General features: G+C 48.6%; 20 protein-coding genes. 9 read left to right on the forward strand and 11 right to left on the reverse strand.

The window, feature by feature from the left end; genetic code table 11:
* Window positions 1-37 precede the first annotated feature (37 nt).
* A complete protein-coding gene (locus ACXAGR_RS01155; RefSeq protein ID WP_474847610.1) occupies window positions 38-1,771 on the reverse strand; it encodes an alpha-amylase family glycosyl hydrolase in 1,734 nt (577 codons plus the stop codon).
* 567 nt (window positions 1,772-2,338) lie between these two features.
* Here ACXAGR_RS01155 and thrA point away from each other — a divergent pair.
* Genes thrA through ung form a run of 4 tightly spaced genes read left to right on the forward strand, consistent with a single transcriptional unit; the run spans window position 2,339 to window position 7,726 of the window.
* A complete protein-coding gene (gene thrA / locus ACXAGR_RS01160) occupies window positions 2,339-4,804 on the forward strand; it encodes a bifunctional aspartate kinase/homoserine dehydrogenase I (RefSeq protein WP_474847612.1) in 2,466 nt (821 codons plus the stop codon).
* A 16-nt stretch (window positions 4,805-4,820) separates the two neighbouring features.
* On the forward strand, window positions 4,821-5,771 hold the full coding sequence (gene thrB / locus ACXAGR_RS01165; RefSeq protein WP_119502242.1) for a homoserine kinase: 951 nt from the start codon (window positions 4,821-4,823) through the stop codon (window positions 5,769-5,771).
* 18 nt (window positions 5,772-5,789) lie between these two features.
* The gene (gene thrC, locus ACXAGR_RS01170) at window positions 5,790-7,073 is read left to right on the forward strand and encodes a threonine synthase (RefSeq protein WP_474847614.1); all 1,284 of its coding nucleotides are present in this window, start codon (window positions 5,790-5,792) and stop codon (window positions 7,071-7,073) included.
* On the forward strand, window positions 7,070-7,726 hold the full coding sequence (gene ung, locus ACXAGR_RS01175; RefSeq protein ID WP_474847616.1) for a uracil-DNA glycosylase: 657 nt from the start codon (window positions 7,070-7,072) through the stop codon (window positions 7,724-7,726). The genes thrC and ung overlap by 4 nt, the downstream gene beginning before the upstream one ends.
* A 59-nt stretch (window positions 7,727-7,785) precedes the next feature.
* Here the strand turns inward: ung and ACXAGR_RS01180 are convergent, their stop codons facing one another.
* The 3 genes from ACXAGR_RS01180 to tal form a co-directional block, all read right to left on the reverse strand.
* Entirely contained in the window at window positions 7,786-7,962 is a 177-nt protein-coding gene (locus ACXAGR_RS01180) for a DUF3545 family protein (protein WP_303572827.1), read from the reverse strand.
* 230 nt (window positions 7,963-8,192) lie between these two features.
* Window positions 8,193-9,842, reverse strand: a complete 1,650-nt coding sequence (pgi, locus tag ACXAGR_RS01185) for a glucose-6-phosphate isomerase (RefSeq protein ID WP_474847618.1) — start codon at window positions 9,840-9,842, stop codon at window positions 8,193-8,195.
* A 30-nt stretch (window positions 9,843-9,872) separates the two neighbouring features.
* A complete protein-coding gene (gene tal / locus ACXAGR_RS01190; RefSeq protein WP_474843025.1) occupies window positions 9,873-10,832 on the reverse strand; it encodes a transaldolase in 960 nt (319 codons plus the stop codon).
* Between the two features lie 351 nt (window positions 10,833-11,183).
* Here tal and yaaA point away from each other — a divergent pair, with 351 nt between their 5' ends.
* Window positions 11,184-11,960: a peroxide stress protein YaaA gene (yaaA, locus tag ACXAGR_RS01195; RefSeq protein WP_474843023.1), complete on the forward strand. Its 777-nt coding sequence runs from the start codon at window positions 11,184-11,186 to the stop codon at window positions 11,958-11,960.
* Window positions 11,961-11,981: 21 nt separating this feature from the next.
* On the opposite strand, the gene ACXAGR_RS01200 is transcribed toward yaaA, so the two are convergent.
* Entirely contained in the window at window positions 11,982-13,169 is a 1,188-nt protein-coding gene (locus ACXAGR_RS01200; protein ID WP_474847620.1) for a pyridoxal phosphate-dependent aminotransferase, read from the reverse strand.
* Between the two features lie 408 nt (window positions 13,170-13,577).
* The gene (locus ACXAGR_RS01205) at window positions 13,578-14,576 is read right to left on the reverse strand and encodes an NADP-dependent oxidoreductase (protein WP_474847622.1); all 999 of its coding nucleotides are present in this window, start codon (window positions 14,574-14,576) and stop codon (window positions 13,578-13,580) included.
* Between the two features lie 146 nt (window positions 14,577-14,722).
* On the opposite strand from ACXAGR_RS01205, the gene ACXAGR_RS01210 reads away from it, so the two are divergent.
* Window positions 14,723-15,358 (forward strand): glutathione S-transferase family protein, encoded by a 636-nt coding sequence (locus tag ACXAGR_RS01210; protein WP_474847624.1) that lies wholly within the window; start codon window positions 14,723-14,725, stop codon window positions 15,356-15,358.
* A gap of 28 nt (window positions 15,359-15,386) precedes the next feature.
* On the opposite strand, the gene ACXAGR_RS01215 is transcribed toward ACXAGR_RS01210, so the two are convergent.
* The 4 genes from ACXAGR_RS01215 to ACXAGR_RS01230 all read right to left on the reverse strand — a co-directional run bounded on the left by ACXAGR_RS01215 (window position 15,387) and on the right by ACXAGR_RS01230 (window position 18,038).
* Window positions 15,387-15,791, reverse strand: a complete 405-nt coding sequence (locus ACXAGR_RS01215) for a DUF4426 domain-containing protein (protein WP_474848102.1) — start codon at window positions 15,789-15,791, stop codon at window positions 15,387-15,389.
* A 115-nt stretch (window positions 15,792-15,906) separates the two neighbouring features.
* Complete coding sequence (locus ACXAGR_RS01220; RefSeq protein WP_474847626.1) at window positions 15,907-16,452, reverse strand: YggT family protein; 546 nt, start codon at window positions 16,450-16,452, stop codon at window positions 15,907-15,909.
* Between the two features lie 27 nt (window positions 16,453-16,479).
* Window positions 16,480-17,301, reverse strand: coding sequence for a pyrroline-5-carboxylate reductase (gene proC, locus ACXAGR_RS01225; RefSeq protein ID WP_474847628.1), 822 nt, complete (start codon window positions 17,299-17,301; stop codon window positions 16,480-16,482).
* Window positions 17,302-17,351: 50 nt separating this feature from the next.
* A complete protein-coding gene (locus tag ACXAGR_RS01230) occupies window positions 17,352-18,038 on the reverse strand; it encodes a YggS family pyridoxal phosphate-dependent enzyme (RefSeq protein ID WP_474847630.1) in 687 nt (228 codons plus the stop codon).
* A 28-nt stretch (window positions 18,039-18,066) separates the two neighbouring features.
* Between ACXAGR_RS01230 and ACXAGR_RS01235 the strand changes: the two genes are divergently transcribed.
* The 3 genes from ACXAGR_RS01235 to ACXAGR_RS01245 are packed head-to-tail and all read left to right on the forward strand — an operon-like array spanning window position 18,067 to window position 20,559.
* Complete coding sequence (locus tag ACXAGR_RS01235; RefSeq protein ID WP_119503450.1) at window positions 18,067-19,104, forward strand: type IV pilus twitching motility protein PilT; 1,038 nt, start codon at window positions 18,067-18,069, stop codon at window positions 19,102-19,104.
* A gap of 10 nt (window positions 19,105-19,114) precedes the next feature.
* Window positions 19,115-20,230 (forward strand): PilT/PilU family type 4a pilus ATPase, encoded by a 1,116-nt coding sequence (locus ACXAGR_RS01240; protein WP_119502226.1) that lies wholly within the window; start codon window positions 19,115-19,117, stop codon window positions 20,228-20,230.
* Between the two features lie 8 nt (window positions 20,231-20,238).
* Window positions 20,239-20,559, forward strand: a complete 321-nt coding sequence (locus ACXAGR_RS01245; RefSeq protein WP_474843002.1) for a putative signal transducing protein — start codon at window positions 20,239-20,241, stop codon at window positions 20,557-20,559.
* Between the two features lie 9 nt (window positions 20,560-20,568).
* Here ACXAGR_RS01245 and ruvX read toward each other — a convergent pair whose 3' ends face one another.
* On the reverse strand, window positions 20,569-20,985 hold the full coding sequence (ruvX, locus tag ACXAGR_RS01250) for a Holliday junction resolvase RuvX (RefSeq protein ID WP_119502224.1): 417 nt from the start codon (window positions 20,983-20,985) through the stop codon (window positions 20,569-20,571).
* Window position 20,986 lies beyond the last annotated feature (1 nt).

Raw genomic sequence — 20,986 nt, forward strand, 5'->3', positions numbered from 1 at the left:
ACGCGGTGCACAATGCACCGCGTTTTTCGTTCCGGCCTCAGCTGCCGGAAAAAATCATCGCACTGTAAGCCGTAAGATGGATAAGATTGTCATTCAGTTGCACATCGTTTGTTGTAATACCGTCCTGCCAGGCAAACAGGCAGGCTGCATCCGGCGGCATGCCATTTAACCGGTACCCTTCCACATTTGCGCCTGAAAAATTAATCATGACATAACCGTGTTTGTCATCAAGGCCATTGCTTCGTTTGTAGATCAGCACTTTGTTATCATCGTCCTTATGCACAATTTCTGTGGCACCGCCGGTCAATGCAGCACTGTTTCCGTTTTTATTAGTACGTAAACCGACCAGTTGCGTAAATGCTTCTGCATACTCAGCAAAGCGGGTTTTGCGTTCCCAGTCGATATCACTGGTATCATCGAACCAGCCTGACTCTTTAAAATCCTGCCCCTGAAACAGCATGGGAATACCCGCGGTTGTGAGGGTAAGGACGCCGGCTAAAATGCCTTTCTGACGGGCAAAGTAGTTGTCATCCACACCGCCCGGTGCCACTTCCTCAACCAGTCTGGCCTGCCCGTTAGCGACTTCATCATGGGATTCGGTATATACCACTCTGGCAAACGGGTTTCCGCTGACCACTCTGGTAATCGCGTTAACCACCGTGCTCAAATCGATATAACTGTCTTCGGTTTTTGTCAGTGTATCGCGGACAGGATGAACGAAACCTGCGGCCCACTGTGCCGTATAGCCACAACCGCCCTTGTCTAAAGGATCGGTAATGTACTCATGACTGTGAAGATCTTCTGCAATGGTCATTTTACCCGGGCTGGACGTCTGAATACGGTGATTGATGGTTTTAATCAGATCGTAGGCTTCAGGGATATCGTCATCGCCGGTATCGGCACCGGACACACTGCGCATATAAGGCACCATATCCATCCTCAATCCGTCAGCTTTAAATTCGTTCAGCCACATCAGTGCATTGTCGGTGAGATAGTCCCGCACCTCCTGACGGCCATAGTCAGGTCGCGTATCTCCCCATGGCGTGGCGCTGCGGTAATCATTGTAGAAATAAATGCCGCCTTTATCGTTCTCGTGCCAGCCGTCAAACTGCCAGATATCCAGGTCGCCCGGGCCTAAATGGTTGTAAACCACATCAAGAATTACACCGATCCCCATGCCGTGAGCAGCATCGATAAAGGCTTTCAGTCCGTCAGGACCGCCGTAGGCCTCTTCTACTGCAAAGGGATAGGCAGGGTTGTAGCCCCAGCTGATATCGCCGGCGAATTCATTCACAGGCATGAGTTCAACCATCGTCACGCCCAGCGCTTTCAGTTCAGGCAGCTTTTCTATGGCTGATGCAAATGTGCCGTGGCCATCTTCGGGTTTATTAAACGTACCAATGTGCATTTCATAAATGACCCGCTCATGGAGGGGGGCAGAGTCAAATTCTGTGTGTTGCCACTGATATTCATCATCGTAAATAACACTGTTTCCCACACTGTTTGTGACCTTACGGGCACGGGGATCGTTTTTCAGCAAAAGCTCATCCTGCAAGGTGGTGATAGCAAACTTGTATTCATCACCGTTTTTCGCGTTGTCAGCAAAACCAACCCAGATTCCGCCTTCACGGGATTCCAGAGGATTTGCAGTCTCGTCCCATTCATTAAATGTTCCGGTTACACATACAGATTTGGCGTTCGGCGCCCACACTGCAAACTGATAACCCGACTCTGCCTGGCTGACGCCTAAAACTCCGTTAAACGCTGACATAAGGACTTTCTCCGGAAAAAATAAAATCTGATAGGGATGTGTAAGCTGAGATAGCAAAGACAGTGCCGCAACGCGCCGGACGTTGTACCGGAGTGTACGGCACTTTTTATTCACTAAAAATATGAAAAATATAAAGTTATTCCCGGGCAGAATTTCATTGCCCTGGCCTGAGCGGGGTGTTCATTGAGCTCAGGAAGAAAAAATTACGGAATGCTCCGGCAAAATGTACGCAATAAAGTTCCCGTTTTTCCTGTCAAAATATGATGAATTGCAATATGAAAAGGCAGAAAAAGGCTCTCTTTAGGAGTAAATTGTCTGTTCTGACGGTGTTTTACACAGAAAAAGCAAAATCGCGGTTGACAGATAGACGTCTATACGGCAAATTGTCCGTATGAAAACAATGATTAGCACCACCGGCACGATGATTATTACCACCTCTTTGAGGGCGGTCGCTGGCTAGTGCGCAACATTGCAACCAGACATCGAAAGCCCGCCCTCACCAGGAGCGGGTTTTTTTTTACGCAATTGAGCGTTGATGTAGCAAAATAAAACCGAAAGGAGCATTACATGAAAGTCTTAAAGTTTGGTGGATCTTCTCTGGCCGACGCACCCCGATACCTGCGTGTGACCGGGATTTGTATGACCACCCACCAAACCGATGGCGCAGCAGTAGTGCTTTCTGCGCCAAAGGGCGTGACCAACGCGCTTTCTTCTCTTTGTGAACAGGCTGCCGCAGGGGATGACTTCCAGCCTCTGTTCGAAAAGTTAGAGCAAACTGTTCAGGGTATTGCTGACGAATTAAACACCACCTTAGATAACTTCGCCCACGACCACGTTTCTTCATTTATCTCAGAGCGCTTGTCTGCGCTTAAGCAACAACTGGAAGGCATTAAGTTGCTTGGTTGTGCTCCGGATTCTGTGGCTGCCGGCATCTTAAGTATCGGCGAATACATCAGTGTGACGCTGTTCAGTGCGATTTTGCAAAGTAAAGGTGTGGTTAACAGTATCATCGACCCGGTCGAATACGTGCTGGCACACGGCGAATATCTCGACAGCATTGCTGATGTGGCAATGAGTAAAGCCCGTTTCAGTGACGTAAAGAACGACGGTTCAGTATTACTGGTTATGCCCGGCTTTGTTGCTGTTAATGAAGAGGGTGAGAAAGTCACGCTTGGCCGTAACGGTTCTGATTACTCTGCTGCCATCCTTGCGGCCTGTATCGATGCAGACTGTTGTGAAATCTGGACGGATGTAGACGGTGTTTATAACGCTGACCCGAATCAGGTTGAAGGGGCTGTATTACTTGATAAGCTGACTTATCAGGAAGCCATGGAGCTGTCTTACTTCGGTGCCAAAGTACTGCACCCGAAAACCATTGGTCCTATCGCTCAGCACCACATTCCCTGTCTGATCAAAAACACCCTGAATCCTTCTGCGCCCGGCACGCTAATCAGTAACGAAGCCAGCGAGAAATGGACGTCAGTGAAAGGTATTTCGCAGCTCGATAACATCACGATGTTTAATGTTGCAGGACCAGGTCTCAAAGGCATGGTAGGCATGGCAAGCCGTGTGTTTGAGGTGATGAGTAACGCCAATATTTCCATCAGCCTGATCACCCAGTCCAGCTCGGAGTACAGCATCAGCTTCTGTATACAGGAAAAAGATGCGGCCCGTGCACAGCAACTGCTGGAAGATGCTTTTGCTCTGGAACTGCAAAACCAGTTGCTTGATCAGATTGAAGTGCGTCACGATTTAGCCATTGTTACCCTGGTCGGCGATGGAATGCGTCATACGAAAGGCCTGGCAGCCCGTTTCTTTGCTGCGCTGGCGCAAGCCCGTGTGAATAACGTAGCCATTGCTCAGGGATCTTCAGAGCGTTCCATCTCTACGGTTATCGAAGCGAAAAAGGCGAAGAAGGCGGTACGGGTTATTCACCAGAATTTCTTCTCCGATCGCCACACCATTGACGTATTCCTGGTTGGCTGCGGTAACGTAGGTAAAGAGTTACTGGGTCAGATTTCCCGTCAGCAACCTGCACTGTTGAAGCGCAATATTCAGTTACGTGTATACGGTATTGCCAACAGCCGCAAACTGCTGCTTAACGCGCAGGGCATTGATGTGTCAGGCGACTGGCAGTCTGCACTGGCAGCTTCTGAGGAGTCGTTAAGTGTTGAGCGTTTGCACCAGTTTGTTAACAGCAACAGTCTGGTAAATCCGGTGATTGTTGATTGTACCAGTCACGAAGCAGTCGCTTCACAGTACGTGGATATGATGGAGCAGGGCTTCCACGTAGTGACGCCTAACAAAAAAGCCAACACCGACACCATGGCGTATTACCGCCAGCTGCGCAGAACCGCGCAGAATACAAATCGCCAGTATTTATATGAAACTACCGTAGGTGCGGGCTTGCCGGTTATCGATAACCTGCAGAAACTGTTCGCTGCTGGTGACGTGCTGCATCAGTTCGAAGGCATTTTATCCGGTAGCTTATCCTATGTGTTCGGTAAGCTTGAAGAAGGTATGAGCTTGTCTCAGGCTACCAGTGCAGCAAAAGAAAATGGCTATACCGAGCCGGATCCACGTGACGACTTAAGCGGCATGGACGTGGCCCGTAAACTCCTGATCATGGCACGTGAGGCCGGCCTGGTGCTTGAATTGTCTGATATTCAGATTGAATCTGTGTTACCGGAAGGTTTTGCAGAAGGTGCATCAATTGATGAGTTTATGCAGCAGTTACCTGAGCTGGATGCAGCATTTGGTCAGCGGGTGGAAGAAGCCAAAGCCAACGACAGTGTATTGCGTTATATCGGCAGTATCGATGGCGACAAGTGTAAGGTAACCATTCAGGCGGTGCCGCTTACGCATCCTCTTGCGGCGGTGAAAGACGGTGAGAACGCGCTGGCAATCAGCAGTGACTATTACCAGCCTATTCCTTACGTTATCCGCGGCTACGGAGCGGGTGGTACGGTAACCGCTGCCGGTGTGTTTGCTGATATTCTGCGTACCATGCCGTGGAAACAAATGGCGCTGTAATTGAAGGATGAGTAGTATGAAAACCACCCGCGCTTATGCGCCAGCCTCCATCGGCAATGTAAGTTTAGGTTTTGATGTGTTGGGTGCCGCACTGGCACCCGTTGACGGCACTGAGTTAGGCGATGTTGTTGAAGTTAAAGATGCAGATGCATTTTCTCTGACCGCCACCGGCCCGTTTGCCCACAAGTTACCGGCTGGTGCCGATAACAACATTGTTACCTTGTGCTATGCCCATTTCTTTGAAGAAATGGTAAAAGCCGGCAAGCCCACCCGTCATGTTGAACTGATTTTGCATAAGAACCTGCCTATTGGCAGCGGCCTTGGCTCCAGTGCCAGTTCTATCGTTGCAGCCTTTCATGCACTGAATGCACACTTTGATTATCCCTTTGATGAGAATGCGCTTCTGTTAATGATGGGCGAACTGGAAGGGCAGATTAGCGGCAGCATTCATTATGATAATGTTGCTCCCTGTTATCTTGGCGGATTAACCCTGATGACCGGCAATGATGCCGAAGTGACGGTGAAATTACCGGTTATCGGCAGCTGGTACTGGGTTGTGTGCTACTCTGGAATAAGTGTTTCCACATCGGCGGCCCGGAATATATTACCGAAAGAAGTGGCGATGGCAAATACGCTGACTTTTGGTCGTCAACTGGGCGTGTTCGTGCATGCGCTGCACGCGCAGAACGCGGGCCTGGCAGCCAGTGTGATGCAGGATGTAATAGCTGAACCTTACCGCAAGTCATTATTGCCCGGCTTCGACGAGGCCAGAGCGTTCAGTATGGAAAATGGTGGATTAGCATTCGGGATCTCCGGTTCTGGTCCGACAGTATTTGCTGTCTGTGACGATGCTGAAAAAGCCGAAGCGATTCGTGAATGGCTGCAGGCCAATTACGTACAAAATGAAGATGGCTTTAGCCACGTTTGCCGGATCCCTGATAAGGGTGCGGTAGAGCAGCAAGTGTAAAGATTAAAGGTATCCCAGGTGGAATTAGTAAATTTAAAAGTAGCATCAGACACCGCTTCCTTTTCAGAAGCAGTAAAGCGCGGTTTAGGTCAGGAGCAGGGCTTATATTTCCCTACTGACATTCCGAAATTAGACGACATCGACGGCTTGCTCAAAAAGCCTTTCGTTGAGCGCAGCACAGAAGTGCTTACCGCCTTAATCGGTGATGAGCTGGGCGAAGGCACCATTGGCAGTATTGTTGAAGAGGCGTTTACCTTTCCGGCTCCTGTGGTCAGTGTAAATGACAAAGTCGCCACACTGGAATTGTTCCACGGTCCTACACTGGCGTTCAAAGATTTTGGCGGCCGTTTTATGGCGCAGGTGCTTTCCCGCATCAGCAATGGCGAACCCATTACCATCCTTACCGCCACGTCCGGTGACACCGGTGCCGCTGTTGCCCATGCGTTCCACGGTATCCCGAACATCAATGTGGTGATTTTATTCCCGAAAGGAAAAATCAGTCAGCTGCAGGAAAAGCTGTTTACCACGTTGGGTGATAACATTCATACCGTTGCTGTCGAGAGTGATTTCGACGCCTGTCAGGCGATGGTTAAACATGCGTTTGACGATCCGGATGTACGTGAAGGTTTGCATCTGAATTCAGCAAACTCTATCAACATCAGCCGTTTGCTGGCGCAGGTTTGTTATTACTTTGAGGCGGTTAGTCAGCTTACGCCGGAACAGCGTGAAGAGCTGGTTATTTCGGTGCCGAGCGGTAACTTCGGTAATCTGACAGCAGGTATGATTGCCAAGTCCATGGGCTTGCCCATTAAGCGTTTTGTTGCGGCAACGAACCTGAACGATACAGTTCCCCGTTACCTGAAAACCGGCGAATGGGCACCCAATCCGACGGTTGCAACCATGTCTAATGCAATGGATGTCAGCCAGCCAAACAACTGGCCCCGCATCGAAGCGCTGATTGAGCGTGGTTACCTGGATAAGTCGTGCCTGCGCGGTGAATGTGTCGATGAAGAATATACACAAATCGCCATGCGTCAGCTTGCGCAACAGGGATACACCAGCGAACCTCATGCTGCCATCGCTTACCGTGCGGTAAGTCACGATCTGACGGATAATGAGTATGGCCTGTTCCTTGGTACTGCACATCCGGCTAAATTCCGCGAAACCGTTGAGAATGTTCTCGGACAGCCTCTGAGCCTGCCTCAGGCACTGGTAGAGTGTTCCAGTAAAGAAAGCCAGGCTGTGCCACTGCCAGCTGACTACGAAGCGCTAAAAGCGCACATGTTCTCTATATTGAAATGACAACATGGCAAGATGTGCTGGGACTTGAGAAGTCCCGGCCTTATTTTAAATCACTGATGGCCAGGGTTGATGAGGCCAGGGCTGCATCAGTGGTGTTTCCTCCTGAACCGGATGTATTCAATGCATTCGCTCTCACACCCCTGAATAAAGTGCGGGTTGTGATCCTGGGACAGGATCCCTACCACGGGCCGGGACAGGCGCACGGATTATCTTTTTCCGTACAGAAAGGTGTAAAGCTGCCCCCATCGCTGAAGAATATCTGCAAAGAACTGGAAACGGATATTGAAGGGTTTTCTATGCCTTCTGATGGTGATCTCACGTCGTGGGCTGAGCAGGGTGTATTGTTATTAAATACCGTGCTGACGGTGGAGCAGGGGAAGGCACACAGCCACGCAAAGTTTGGCTGGGAAACGTTTACCGATAACGTCATAGCCGCCATTAACGAACACACCAGCAATGTGGTGTTCCTGTTGTGGGGCAGTCATGCGCAAAAGAAAGGCGCTAATATCGACAAACAGCGACATCTGGTACTGGAAGCACCACATCCGTCTCCGTTGTCGGCCTACAAAGGTTTTTTCGGGTGTCAGCATTTCAGTCAGACAAATGCCTGGCTGCGCAAACACGGGCAACCTGCCATTAACTGGCAGATATAAAAACCTGCAGGGTGATATAACGAAAAACGGCCACCTGATATCAGGTGGCCGTTTTCATTTTATCTTTCCATCGATTCCAGTTCGTACTCAAAACCGTAGTCGATTTCTGCCAGTTCTTTTTCCAGTTTGAACCTGTCCTGTAAGGCTTCGATCTCTCTCCACTTTCTTTTCTTGCTTTTAGTTTTAGCCGGAGTTTCTTCAATATTTAACATCGCAAACAGATCTGACTTATCCACTAGGATCTCCTTTTGTTTACCACTAACATCAGTGTCAGAGTTGAATGTTTTTTCATCCTTCTGACTACTTTTGTATCACAGTCGACACGATAATAAAATGATTAAATTTACCTTTTATTAACAAAATGTGACGATTGCATGACAGCGTGTGGTTTGCCCAATGAAAACGGCCAGTAAAAACCGGCCGTTTGTCAGATGCACTTATTTGGCGTGAACCAAATTAACTTTCCTTAAGTTGGTGCATTGGCGTTTCTGAAGCGATTAATGAGTTGCCGGGTAGAAGCGTCAAACGCATCGTCTTCTGCTTTACCCTGAATGCCGTCAAGAACCTGATTACCAAGTACTTTCCCTAACTCAACACCCCATTGATCAAAGGAGTTCACCTGCCAGATAACGCCCTGGACAAATACCTTATGTTCATACATTGCAACCAGCGCGCCAAGTGTTTGCGGATCCAGTTTTTCGAACAAAATTGTATTGCTGGGTTTATTACCTGGCATCGTTTTGTGCTGAGCCAGTGCTTTGCGCTCACTTTCATCAGACACCTTACCTTCAAGATCAGCGTAGCATTCTTCGAAGGTTTTTCCCTGCATAAGTGCCTGAGTCTGACCAAAGCAATTCGATGCCAGCATGGCGTGATGCGTGTCGTTCTGATTAGGCACATTCAGCGGCAGCATAAAGTCTGCGGGGATGATAGAGGTACCCTGGTGGATTAACTGATGGAAGCTGTGCTGACCATTTGTGCCTTCACTTCCCCAGATAACCGGGCCGGTTTCCCACTCAACCACATCGCCGTTCTGCGTGACCTGCTTACCGTTACTTTCCATATCAAGTTGCTGCACATAAGCTGGCAGTCCACGAAGATAATGATAGTAAGGCAATATGACGTGAGACTGTGCATCGAAGAAATTACGATACCAGACGCCGAGAACTGCAAGAATAACGGGCAGGTTGCTTTCAAATGGTGCATCACAGAAATGTTTGTCCATTTCATGGGCGCCTTCGAGCAAGCCTTTGTAGTTTTCAAAACCTAGTGCCAGTGCGATGGGTAAGCCAATCGCAGACCACAACGAGTAGCGTCCGCCAACCCAGTCCCACATGGGGAAAATGTTTTCTTCCGCAATCCCGAACTCAGTGGCTGCTTTAACGTTTGAGGATACGGCAACAAAGTGTTTTGCAATATCTTCCTGAGTGCCGCCCTGTTCCAGGAACCAGGCTTTCGCAGTTAAGGTATTCTGCAACGTTTCCTGAGTAGAAAACGACTTAGACGACATAACGATTAACGTTTCTTCGTGATCCAGAGACGTCAGCACATCATGAATATGACAGCCGTCTACGTTTGCTACAAAGTGCACTTTAACGGCATCATGGGTGTACGGCTTCAGCGCCTCAGTCATGATTTTAGGGCCCAGGAATGAACCGCCGATACCAATGCTGACTACGTGTTTAACTGGCTTGCCGGTATAACCTTTGTGCTCACCGGAATGCACTGAAGCCGTAAAGGCTTCAATTTTGTCCAGCGTAGCCAGCACTTCCGGCATCACATCTTCACCGTCAACCATAACAGGCTTGCCACTGAAGTTACGCAGCGCTGTATGCAGTACAGCACGTTTTTCAGTGTTGTTGATGGTGTCACCGTCAAACATGGCTTTACGGTGAGTGTCCACGCCCTGTGCTTTCGCCAGTGCAAACAAGTGTGCAAGCGCTTCTTCGTTAACACGGTTTTTTGAATAATCAATAAACAAACCACAGGCCTGCGCCTGCATGGTGTCTGCACGCTCAGGCTGCGCGTCAAACCAGTCACGCATGTGAGTCTTTTTGATGTCTTCTGCCAGCTTCGACAAATTAGCGAAAGCTGGCTGTTGGGTAAAATTTGTCATTGTCTGAATGTTTCCTGATACCAGCGAAGTTTATTGACCCAGTTTTTCTTTCAGCATGGTTTCCAGTTTTTCCTGGTCAGCTGCAAAGTTACGGATCCCCTCTGCCAGCTTTTGTGTCGCCATGGCATCTTCGTTCATGTCCCAGCGGAAACCTTTTTCGTCCAGTTTCGTGCCCGGTGTTGCTGTGGCGCCTTCGTCTTTCAGTTTCACAGGCAGCGCTTCGGTGCTGTTTTTGAGTTCTTCCAGCAGATTCGGGCTGATGGTCAGACGGTCGCAACCGGCCAGCGCCTGAATTTCACCAATGTTACGGAAGCTCGCGCCCATGACTACCGTGCTGTAACCATGCTCTTTGTAGTAGTTATAGATACGGGTTACTGAAACCACACCCGGATCTTCTTCTGCGGTGTACTCTTTCTTATCTGTGTTTGCTTTATACCAGTCAAGAATACGGCCCACGAACGGGGAAATAAGATAGACACCGGCTTCCGCACAGGCACGTGCCTGAGCAAAGCTGAATAACAGTGTCAGGTTACACTGGATCCCTTCCTGTTCTAGAATTTCAGCAGCCTTGATGCCTTCCCAGGTTGAAGCGATTTTGATCAGAATACGTGACTTATCGATACCTTCATCGTTGTACAGTTCAACCAGACGTTTTGCTTTAGCAATAGTCGCGTCGGTGTCGAATGATAAACGGGCATCTACTTCTGTAGAAATACGACCCGGGATTACGCCGGAAATTTCTTTACCGATAGTAACAGCAAGCTTGTCAGAGGCATCTGTTAACTGCTGAGCCGGATCCTGTGACTGTAATTTGGCCCATGCCACTGCATCGTCAATGTAACCCGCATATTCAGGGATACCTGCGGCTTTAAGTAAAAGAGACGGATTAGTCGTAGCGTCTACAGGCTCGTACTTTTTGATCGCTTCGATATCGCCGGTATCGGCAACGACGGTAGTGATTTCGCGCAACGCGTCTAATTGATTGCTCATCGTTTCTCTCTGAATGTGTGACCTAAATAAATGAACAGCCCGCCACCGGAAGGGGGCAGACTGATTGAATATGTTGGTTGTAAACAACTGAATCAACCACTATGTAGGGTTTGTATGTCCGGACGGTTAAACCAGATCGAATTTAGTAAATTTATAACAGACTGGCGGGTTAAATAACACAGCAAAGCGCTAAATTATCCCGCTATAGCGTATAAACATAACGGTTTGACCCCAATTTGGCAGGTAAAAGGGCAAAAACGCGGGGCAGACCGTGATATTCTTTGCGCCGGAGTTTGATAAGCCCGATGAATATGTTACTGCGGTGTCTGATAGTAAAGAGGAAATTGAATTATGTTAGTTGTTGTTTCACCGGCTAAGAATCTGGACTTTGAAACGCCGGTGCCGGTAGCGTCGTTCACGCGGCCTGCCATGTTGACATCTGCTGAAGCACTGGTAGAAACCTGCCGCAAACTGACGCCGGCAGACCTGTCTTCTTTGATGAAGATCAGCGATAAACTGGCGACACTGAACGCCAACCGTTTTGACTCTTTCACTACCCCGTTTACCAAAGACAATGCACGTCAGGCGCTTTACGCCTTTAACGGCGACGTGTATACGGGCTTAGATGCTTATTCATTGTCTGAGCAGGACGTGGAATATGCACAGCAACATTTAAGAATGCTTTCCGGCCTTTACGGTCTGTTGCGTCCGCTGGACTTAATGCAGCCTTACCGCCTGGAAATGGGGACCCGCCTTGAAAATCCTAAGGGTAAAAATCTGTATGAATTCTGGGGAACAGATATCACCCTTGCGCTGAATAAGGCGCTGGAAGAGCAGGGCGATAATGTACTGATTAATCTGGCTTCAAATGAGTACTTCAAGTCAGTTAAGGCGAAGTCGCTGGACGGCATGATCATTACGCCACACTTTAAAGATAAGAAAAACGGTCAGTATAAGGTGATTAGTTTCTTTGCTAAAAAGGCGCGGGGATTAATGGCCAGATATGTGATTCAGAAACGTATTGAAGACGTAGCGGGCTTAAAGGCGTTCAGCGAAGCGGGTTATGTCTTTTCGCCAGAGCAGAGCACTGAAACGGATTTGGTATTTTTACGGGATGAGGCTGAATAAGCCTCACCCCGACACAGACACTTAAGCCAGTACTTTATTTAATGCGGCTACACAGGCATCGGTTTCTTCCGGTGTACCCACGCTGATGCGTGACCAGGAATCATAGCCTGGCCACGTACGGCCAACTACTTTGATACCTTCATCTTTCATCTTCGCAGCAAACTGGTCGTGGGGCATGCCGGTATCCACGTAGATGAAGTTGCCCTGCGGATTTTTCGCGTAAGGGCGACCCAGTTCTTCAGCAACTTTCGTCAGTTTAGTACGCTCGGTTTTGATGCGATCGCGCATGGTGTTCAGGTTTGCATGGTCATCCATACTCGCCATTCCGGCCACCAGTGCCAGATAGTTGACACCACCCATACGCAGTTTTCCGCCCAGAGATTTAGCCTGATCTGCCGGCATGATGGCATAACCTAAACGTTGTCCTGCCATAGCATGAATTTTTGAAAACGTACGACAGATAACCACATTATGACCTTCGGCAACCAGCTTAGACTGCACGTTTGCCGGATAGGCATCAGACATTTCAATGTAGGCTTCGTCGATGAACACCTGCGCTTTTTTCGATACCCGTTTAGCAAACGCTGTCAGTTTGGCAGGATCGACCATGCAGCCGGTGGGGTTGTTAGGGTTACATACGTACACAGCCGTGGTTTCGTCAGTAACTGCAGCTTCAATGGCATCTAAGTCGAAACCCATTTCTGAATCCAGAGGCACGTAGGTGACATTGGCACCCATGAACTCGGCGCCTCGGGGAATACCTTCATAAGTGGCCATCGAGGTAACGAGGTTATTACCGTTTTCAGTTATCCACTCTGCATAACCGAATAAAATAGGTGATGAACCATTCGTAACAACAATTTGGTCTTCAGAGACACCTTCCTGCGCGGCAATTTTCTTTTTCAGCACATCGACAGTAGCATCTGTGTAACGGGCGAGATTAAAAAGTTCACCCTGCATCGCTTCAACGGCCTTCTGTGAAGGACCAAAAGCATTTTCATTCGAAGACAGACGAACCAGACCGTCATTAACATTTGGCGTTGCAGACGGGAAATGTTCAGTTTTCATTCCCGCTGCCTGCAGCTCTTTTACACCGGTATCGAAACAACCCGTAAGGGCAACTGCACCCGCACCTAAACTAAATGTTTTTAACCATTTACGGCGCGAAGCACCTTCAGCAGAAATGTTCCCGGTTAATTCTTCAGACATGAGTTCCCTCTTATTTTGGGTAGTGGTAGTTGAATGACCAGTGTTTTCTTATTGTTATCACCTGGGTGTACGTACTCATGTAATGCAACAGATATTCCAGAAACCTGAGAGGCATGCCGTTGGGCTGTTAATGGAGGATAAAGCGCCGTTTAATAGCGGTGAAGTGCCGGTTACAGCACAAAATTAGTGGCAGACGTGGGCCGGCAATGCAGGAAATGTTCTAATCTGATGCGATACTTGAACCAAAATGGTGAAAGGCTTATCAGTAAGGGTAATAACGCTGGCTGTCTTTATATAAAGATGAAAGTGCGTACAGCGGAGAAGGGTTACTAAGAAAGATAATTGAAAGGGACTCAAAGGCAGTGAAGAGTTGCTTCACTGCCTGTGATAGTGCTCAGCTAACAGGGGTTATAATTTAACAATCATTTTCCCTGTGTTCTTGCCGTCGAACAACATGTTCAGACCGCTCTGTGCATTTTCCAGTCCTTCAATAATATGTGCCCGGTATTTTATTTTACCCTGCTGCACATAAGGCGTGAGCTTTTCAAGCAATTGCGGGATCTCGCCCCAGTGATCAGGCATAGCAAACCCCTGAATGGAGATTCGTTTTTTGATAAGCGGGATCCAGTTGGGGCCGGGGGAAGGGTTGTCGGACTGGTAATCTGCAATCATTCCGCAAACGACAATGCGCCCGTGCTCGTTCATCCGGTTAACGATAAGCTGTTGCACAGGGCCGCCGGTGTTTTCAAAAAATACGTCAATACGGTTGGGGGTGAGGGCATCCAGCTGCGCCTTCAGGTTATCCGTCTTGTAATTAATGGCGCCGTCGAAACCTAACTCGTTAACAATCCAGTCTGCTTTCTCATCGCTGCCCACAACGCCGATTACCCGTAAACCGTCAGCTTTAGCTAGCTGACCAACGATTGAGCCCACAGAACCGGCAGCGCCTGTTACAATCAGGGTTTCACCGGCCTCAGGTTTGCCGAACTTATATAACCCCGTGGTGGCTGTCAGACCGGGTAAGGCAAATACACACAGGGCCATCTCTTCGCTGATCCCGGGTTGTAACTTGTTGAAGCCCTTACCATCACTGACAAGGTATTCCCGCCAACCTGTCATACCCATCACTTTGTCGCCTTCAGAAAAATCGGGATGGTTAGATTTTATGACTTCACCTACGCCGCTGGAGCGCATTACCTCACCGAGTTCCACGGGCGGGATGTAACTTTCTCTGTCTTCACTCATCCAGCCCAGCATGGCGGGATCCAGCGACATATGTGTTTGTCTGATCAGTATTTCACCCTCACCGGGCATGGGAACCTGCTTTTGCTCTGTGCTGAACAGGGATGCGTCAATCTGACCTTTCACCGGACGTTTAACGAGTTTGATTTCTTTATATTCAGACATAATGCCTCCTTTAATCGAATAGAAATAGTGTGGGGATGAAGTTTGCGCTTGCAATAGTCACATGGAATAACGGAACAAATTGATGCGCTGAAGCCGGTGATTTGTGTATAGTTTCAAACAATCAAAATCACCGGACAGGAGAGGGTATGTATACATTATACGGATTTGCAAAAACGCGTTCAGTGCGTGTGGCATGGGCACTGGAAGAGTTAGGCCTGCCTTATGACTACACGTTTATTAACTTACGTAAGGGGGAGCATAAATCAGCAGATTTTCTTGCGCTTAATCCGGCGGGTAAAATTCCTGCACTGATGACAGGTTGCGGGCCAATGAGCGAATCTGCTGCCATCGTGACCTGGCTGATGGATAAGCATGGTTACGAAGAATTCATGCCGGTATTGGGTAGCAAGGCCCGTATGCTGTACGAACAGGCAATGGCATTTGTGATAACAGAACTGGAGCAACCGTTATGGAACATGGCAAAGCATGACTTTGCATTACCGGAAACACAGCGACTTGAAGGCATGAAAGATGTCAGTATTTACGAATTCGGTGTGGCACTGAAAGGGTTTTCTGCGTTGCTCGGAGACCAGGATTTCCTTACCGGACGCATGTTCAGCGGAGTAGATATTGTCGCCGGACATGTGCTGTCATGGGCAAAAGGGTCTGGTATGGATTTGACGTTTGATAATGTGAAACAGTATGCAGAGCGGGTACTTTCCAGGCCTGCTTATGAGAAGGCCTGGCGAAACGAAAAAGCGCATATGCCTGCATCGCTGTAACATCGCACTGACAGTTTGAAGCCGGAGATTACTCGACGAACATCTCCTGCTGAAACTTAAGTGTCTGAACTTCATTGCCCCGCTGAATATCGACGTTGAAGCGAAAGGTTTCTCTGTCATTAAAGGAAAGCGGGGCAAGATAGTAAATCGCTTCGCCTTCTTTAACCCGTTTAAAATTCAGTGTTTTGCTGTTACCTAAAAGGTTTCTCGCCTGGCCCTTAACGGACACGACCTGAGCTTCTCCTGTTGTGCTGTCGAGCACTGAAATATTCACCAGTGCATTATATTTACTGCGCACAATGCCGTAATTTTGCGCGGTTTCCGGGGTGAAAAACGTGGTGTTCACTACGATGTAATGTACATCCCATTTTCCCAGCGTTTGTTTTTGTTCGGCTAATGCCACAGGGGCGGTTAACAGTAAAGTTAAGAGCAGGCAGAGGGCCGGCAGACGGGCAAGGTAGTTCACAGTGTCTTCACCAAATTCAACTAATCACACAAAATCAGTACAGAAACAAAAAAGGGTAGCGAAACCGCTACCCTTTCAAAACTTAGTATAAACCAAACGTATTTTGCAAAAGGATTTGCAGGAACTGTAATCCGATGATAGCTATCAGTACCGATAAATCCAGACCACCAATGGGCGGAATAATACGGCGGATAGGAGAGAGAAATGGTTCTGTCAGTTGATACATCACGTACTCAATAGGATTTTGTCCCTGCGATACCCAGCTGAGGATGGCGCGGATAATCAGGATCCAGAACATCAGCGAGAGAGTTTCTTTCACTACGGTTAAAAACGCCAGCAGGATAATAGATGCCGGATTGATGTTTCCACTGCCAAACAGCATGACCAGCGTCACAAACTTCAGTGCCGCGACAAGCAGGGCTAGCACGAACGTTGCCGTATCAAAGTTACCGATAGACGGGATGATACGGCGAAGAGGCCCCACTATGGGGTGTGTTGCTTTAACGATAAACTGGCTGGCCGGGTTATAAAAATCTGCCCTGACCAGTTGTAACCACAATCGTAATATCACCACCATCAGATACAAATCAAACAAGGTACTGATAAGAAAGACCGACGCGTTGCTCATTAACTGTTTTTCCTGTGAAGCTTAAACTTAAAGTTGTTTCGCCATTTCTTCGGCTCTGTTGACTGCGGCACGCATGGCTGCGCTTACCGTGTCCTGCAAGCCTTTATCGATAAATGTATTGATAGCAGCAGCGGTCGTGCCGCCCTTAGAAGTAACCTGAGCTCTTAACTCGCTTAATTCAATATCCGGATTGTGACAAACCATTTCAGCCGCTCCCAACATGGCTTGCTGAACCATGTTTCTGGCGGTCTGCGCATCAAAACCCATTTTCATGGATTCTTCCTGCATGGCCTGCAAGAACAGGAAGAAATACGCAGGGCTGCTGCCTGCAGCGGCGATGACGCCGTTAATACCGTCTTCTTCCTTTACCCAAACCGTTTCACCCACTGCGCCCATGACGTCGTCAGCATACTGGCGGTCTGCGCTGCTTACTGTGTTGTCAGCGTACAAGCCCGTCATACCTTTGCCGATAAGGCTTGGAGTATTGGGCATAATGCGCACCACCGGATAATCGCCGCCCAGCATTTCCTGCAGGCGTGATACCGGCAAACCGGCTGCAATGGATAAAAACAGTTTACCGGACAGGTCGTTTTTTTCCTGCAAGGCGGCAAGCATGTCGCCCATCATTTGTGGCTTTACCGCCAGCACAATAGCATCGGCAAACTCACAGGCTTCATCATTCGACTGCGAGATCCGGATGCCAAACTCTTCCTGTAGTTTTTCCAGTTTGGGTGTTGAGGGATTACTGGCAAGAATATTGTCTTTGTCGTAGCCTGACTGGATAAGTCCGCTGATGATGCTGCGACTCATGTTACCTGCGCCGATAAATGCCAATTTTTTCTGTTGCATGAAAACCCTTATGTATTGCGTTTAAAACTCGTGAATAGCGAACCGGTCAATCAGCTACGCGCACCAAAAATAGCGCTGCCTACTCTGACCATGGTAGAGCCGTGTTCAATGGCGGCTTCAAGATCGCTGCTCATTCCTACGGACAGGGTATCAAAATCGCTCAGCTTTTGTTGATATTCCGCGAATAATTCAGCCAGCGTGGTCAGTGATTGCGCCTGTTCTTCCTCGTCCGGAGAGGCTTTTGGTATCGCCATCAGCCCCCGCAATTTCAGGTTGGGCAACCTGTTGATAGTATCAATCAGGGCTGGCAGTGCATTGATCTGAATGCCTGATTTACTGTCTTCATCATCGATATTAAGCTGTATGCACACATTCAGTGGCGGCATGTCAGAAGGTCGCTGGTCGTTCAGCCGGCGGGCAATCTTTTCTCTGTCTACAGACTGCACCCAGTCAAAATGCTCTGCAACGACTTTGGTTTTATTCGATTGCAGCGGGCCAATCATATGCCATTCAATATCAGTGAGTGCAGACAGATGCTGAATCTTTTCAACGCCTTCCTGTACGTAATTCTCACCAAACAAACGTTGTCCCGCTTCATACGCCAGGTTGATATCAGATACCGGTTTAGTCTTGCTGACCGCTAGTAATTGCACGGATTTTGGAGGACGATGCGCATTGGCAGTAGCTTGTTCGATTCGCGATTGGGCGGATTTCAGTCGTTCTGCTATTGTTTGCATTAATCATCTGGTGTTTGGAGACGTGGTTGTGGATATTACCGAACTTTTGGCTTTCAGTGTTAAAAATAAAGCTTCCGATTTGCACTTGTCGGCAGGGCTGCCGCCGATTATTCGTGTCGACGGGGAAATGCGCAGACTGAATATCCCTGAGCTTGATCACAAGCAGGTACATTCGCTCATTTATGAAATCATGAATGACAAACAGCGCAAGGAATATGAAGAGAATCTGGAAGTCGACTTTTCCTTTGAAGTAAAGGATTTATCCCGTTTCCGTGTTAACGCCTTTGTACAGAATCGTGGTGCTGCTGCGGTACTTCGTACCATCCCCAGTAAAGTATTATCACTGGATGATATTGCAGCCCCGCCCATTTTCCGTGACCTGATTGACCAGCCTACCGGCCTTGTTCTTGTGACCGGTGCGACAGGTTCGGGTAAAAGTACCACGCTGGCAGCCATGATCGATCACATCAATAACACCAAACGGGACCACATTCTTACCATTGAAGATCCCATTGAATTTGTTCACGAAAACAAGATGAGTGTTCTGAACCAGCGTGAAGTGCACCGCGATACACACAGCTTTTCTAACGCGTTACGTTCGGCGCTCCGTGAAGACCCTGATGTGGTGCTGGTGGGTGAGTTACGGGACCTGGAAACCATCCGTCTTGCGATGACCGCAGCGGAAACCGGTCACCTGGTATTTGGTACGTTGCACACCAACTCAGCGCCGAAAACCATCGACCGTATTATTGACGTTTTCCCGGCGGAAGAAAAAGCAATGATCCGCTCCATGTTGTCAGAATCATTACGGGCAGTTATTTCGCAAACCCTGATGAAAAAAGTCGGCGGTGGCCGGGTAGCGGCACATGAGATTATGGTGGGCATACCGGCAATCCGTAACCTTATCCGTGAAGACAAAGTGCCTCAAATGTACTCGGTTATCCAGACCGGTCAGGCGCATGGTATGCAAACCATGGATCAGGCACTGCAAAAACTGGTTGCATTAGGCGTTGTGAGCCATCAGGATGCAGCGGCAAAATCCACCGATAAAAACAAAATGATGTAGGAGATAAAGGGTGAAACTGCAGGGGTATTTTGAGAAAGCGACAGAACTCGGGGCTTCGGATATTTTTATTACCGTAGGTTTCCCTGTCAGTGCCAAAATAGACGGGCAGCTGACCCCGTTAGGTGATGAGCCGTTATCTCAGTTTCAGGCCAAGGAACTGGTTCAGAGTGTGATGGAAGAACGTTACATCCGCGAATTGAATGAACTGAAAGAAAGTAACTTTGCAGTTGGTATTACTAATGTAGGACGTTTTCGTTGCAGTGCATTCTGGCAACGGGACTCCATAGGTATGGTCGCCCGCCGGATTGTCACAGAAATTCCTAAAGTGGATGAACTGGGACTGCCTGCGGTACTTAAAGACATTATCATGAGTAAACGTGGCCTGGTGCTGATGGTGGGAGCTACCGGTACCGGTAAGTCTACCTCGCTGGCGGCACTGATTGATCACCGCAATCACAATTCCAAAGGGCATATCCTTACTATTGAAGATCCCATCGAGTTTATTCACCGGCATGGTTCCTGTGTGGTAACACAACGTGAAGTGGGCATTGATACCATGAGTTTTGACGACGCATTGAAAAGCTCTCTGCGTCAGGCGCCCGATGTGATCCTGCTGGGCGAAATCCGCTCTATGGAAACCATGGAATATGCCATGTCATTTGCTGATACCGGCCACCTGTGTGTCGCGACTCTGCATGCTAATAATGCAAACCAGGCGATAGAGCGCATCATGCACCTTGCACCTAAGGAAATGCATAACAAGTTGCTGTTCGATTTGAGTTTGAACCTGAGGGCCATCGTTGCCCAGCAACTGGTGCCGAAAAAAGACGGCAAAGGCCGGGTAGCTGCTATAGAGATCCTGCTTAATTCCCCGTTTGTGGCTGATCTTATTCAGACAAATCGTACCGGTGAGTTAAAAGATGCCATGAAGAAAGGCAAAGAAATGGGCATGCAGACATTTGATATGGCGCTGTATGAATTGTTTAAAGAAGATCGGATCACCTATGACCAGGCCATTCATCATGCCGATTCACCGAATGATTTGCGTCTGATGATCAAACTGGACAGCAGTGAAGGCAATGAGCTGGGTTCTTTGTCCGGCGTGTCCATCGATATGGATGACTGACTCTTCCGATGCTGAAGTTATTTGGTCATGACGACCGTTTTCTGGTTCAGCAGGTTCGCTCTGAGCTGGATGTCGCCCGTATTCCGTACCTGGTAAAAAATGAATATGCCGGTGGTGCAGTGGGCGAACTTCCCTGGCAGGAAACACAAATGGAATTGTGGCTGCTTGATGAGCAGTGGTTCGGCAAAGCGAAGGGAATCGTTGATGCGCTTACCCCAAGTAGTAATAAAGGGGAGAACTGGCAGTGTACCCATTGCGGGGAAGAGAACGAAGGGCACTTTTCACTGTGCTGGCAATGTCAGGCCGTGAAAGCAGAGCCGGCTTACTGACCGGCTTTCTCAGTACTGATTTTCTGCCCAACTGGTGAAAATCACGCAGGCAGAAACGCTGTCGACTTTATCTTTAGTCAGTTTCTTATAGCCACCTAATTCGAACAACATAGCTTTGGCATCCGCCGTAGACAACCGTTCATCCCAGGTCTCCACTTTTACGTTAAAGCGGCCGTGAAGGCGGTTTGCAAATCGTTTGGCCAGTTGCGTCACCGGTTGTTCAGTACCGTCCATATTCAACGGCAGCCCGACAATGACGAGATCCGGTTGCCATTCATCATAGATCCTTTTTACCTTTTCCCAGTCCGGTACACCATCCTGTGCTTTCAGGGCGGCAAGAGGAGAAGCTGTACCGGTTATCTCCTGACCAACAGCCACGCCAATACTTTTTGTGCCAAAATCGAAGCTTAAAACAGTCCGGCTCATA

This window comes from Alteromonas sp. ABH4_457 (genome assembly GCF_056160625.1).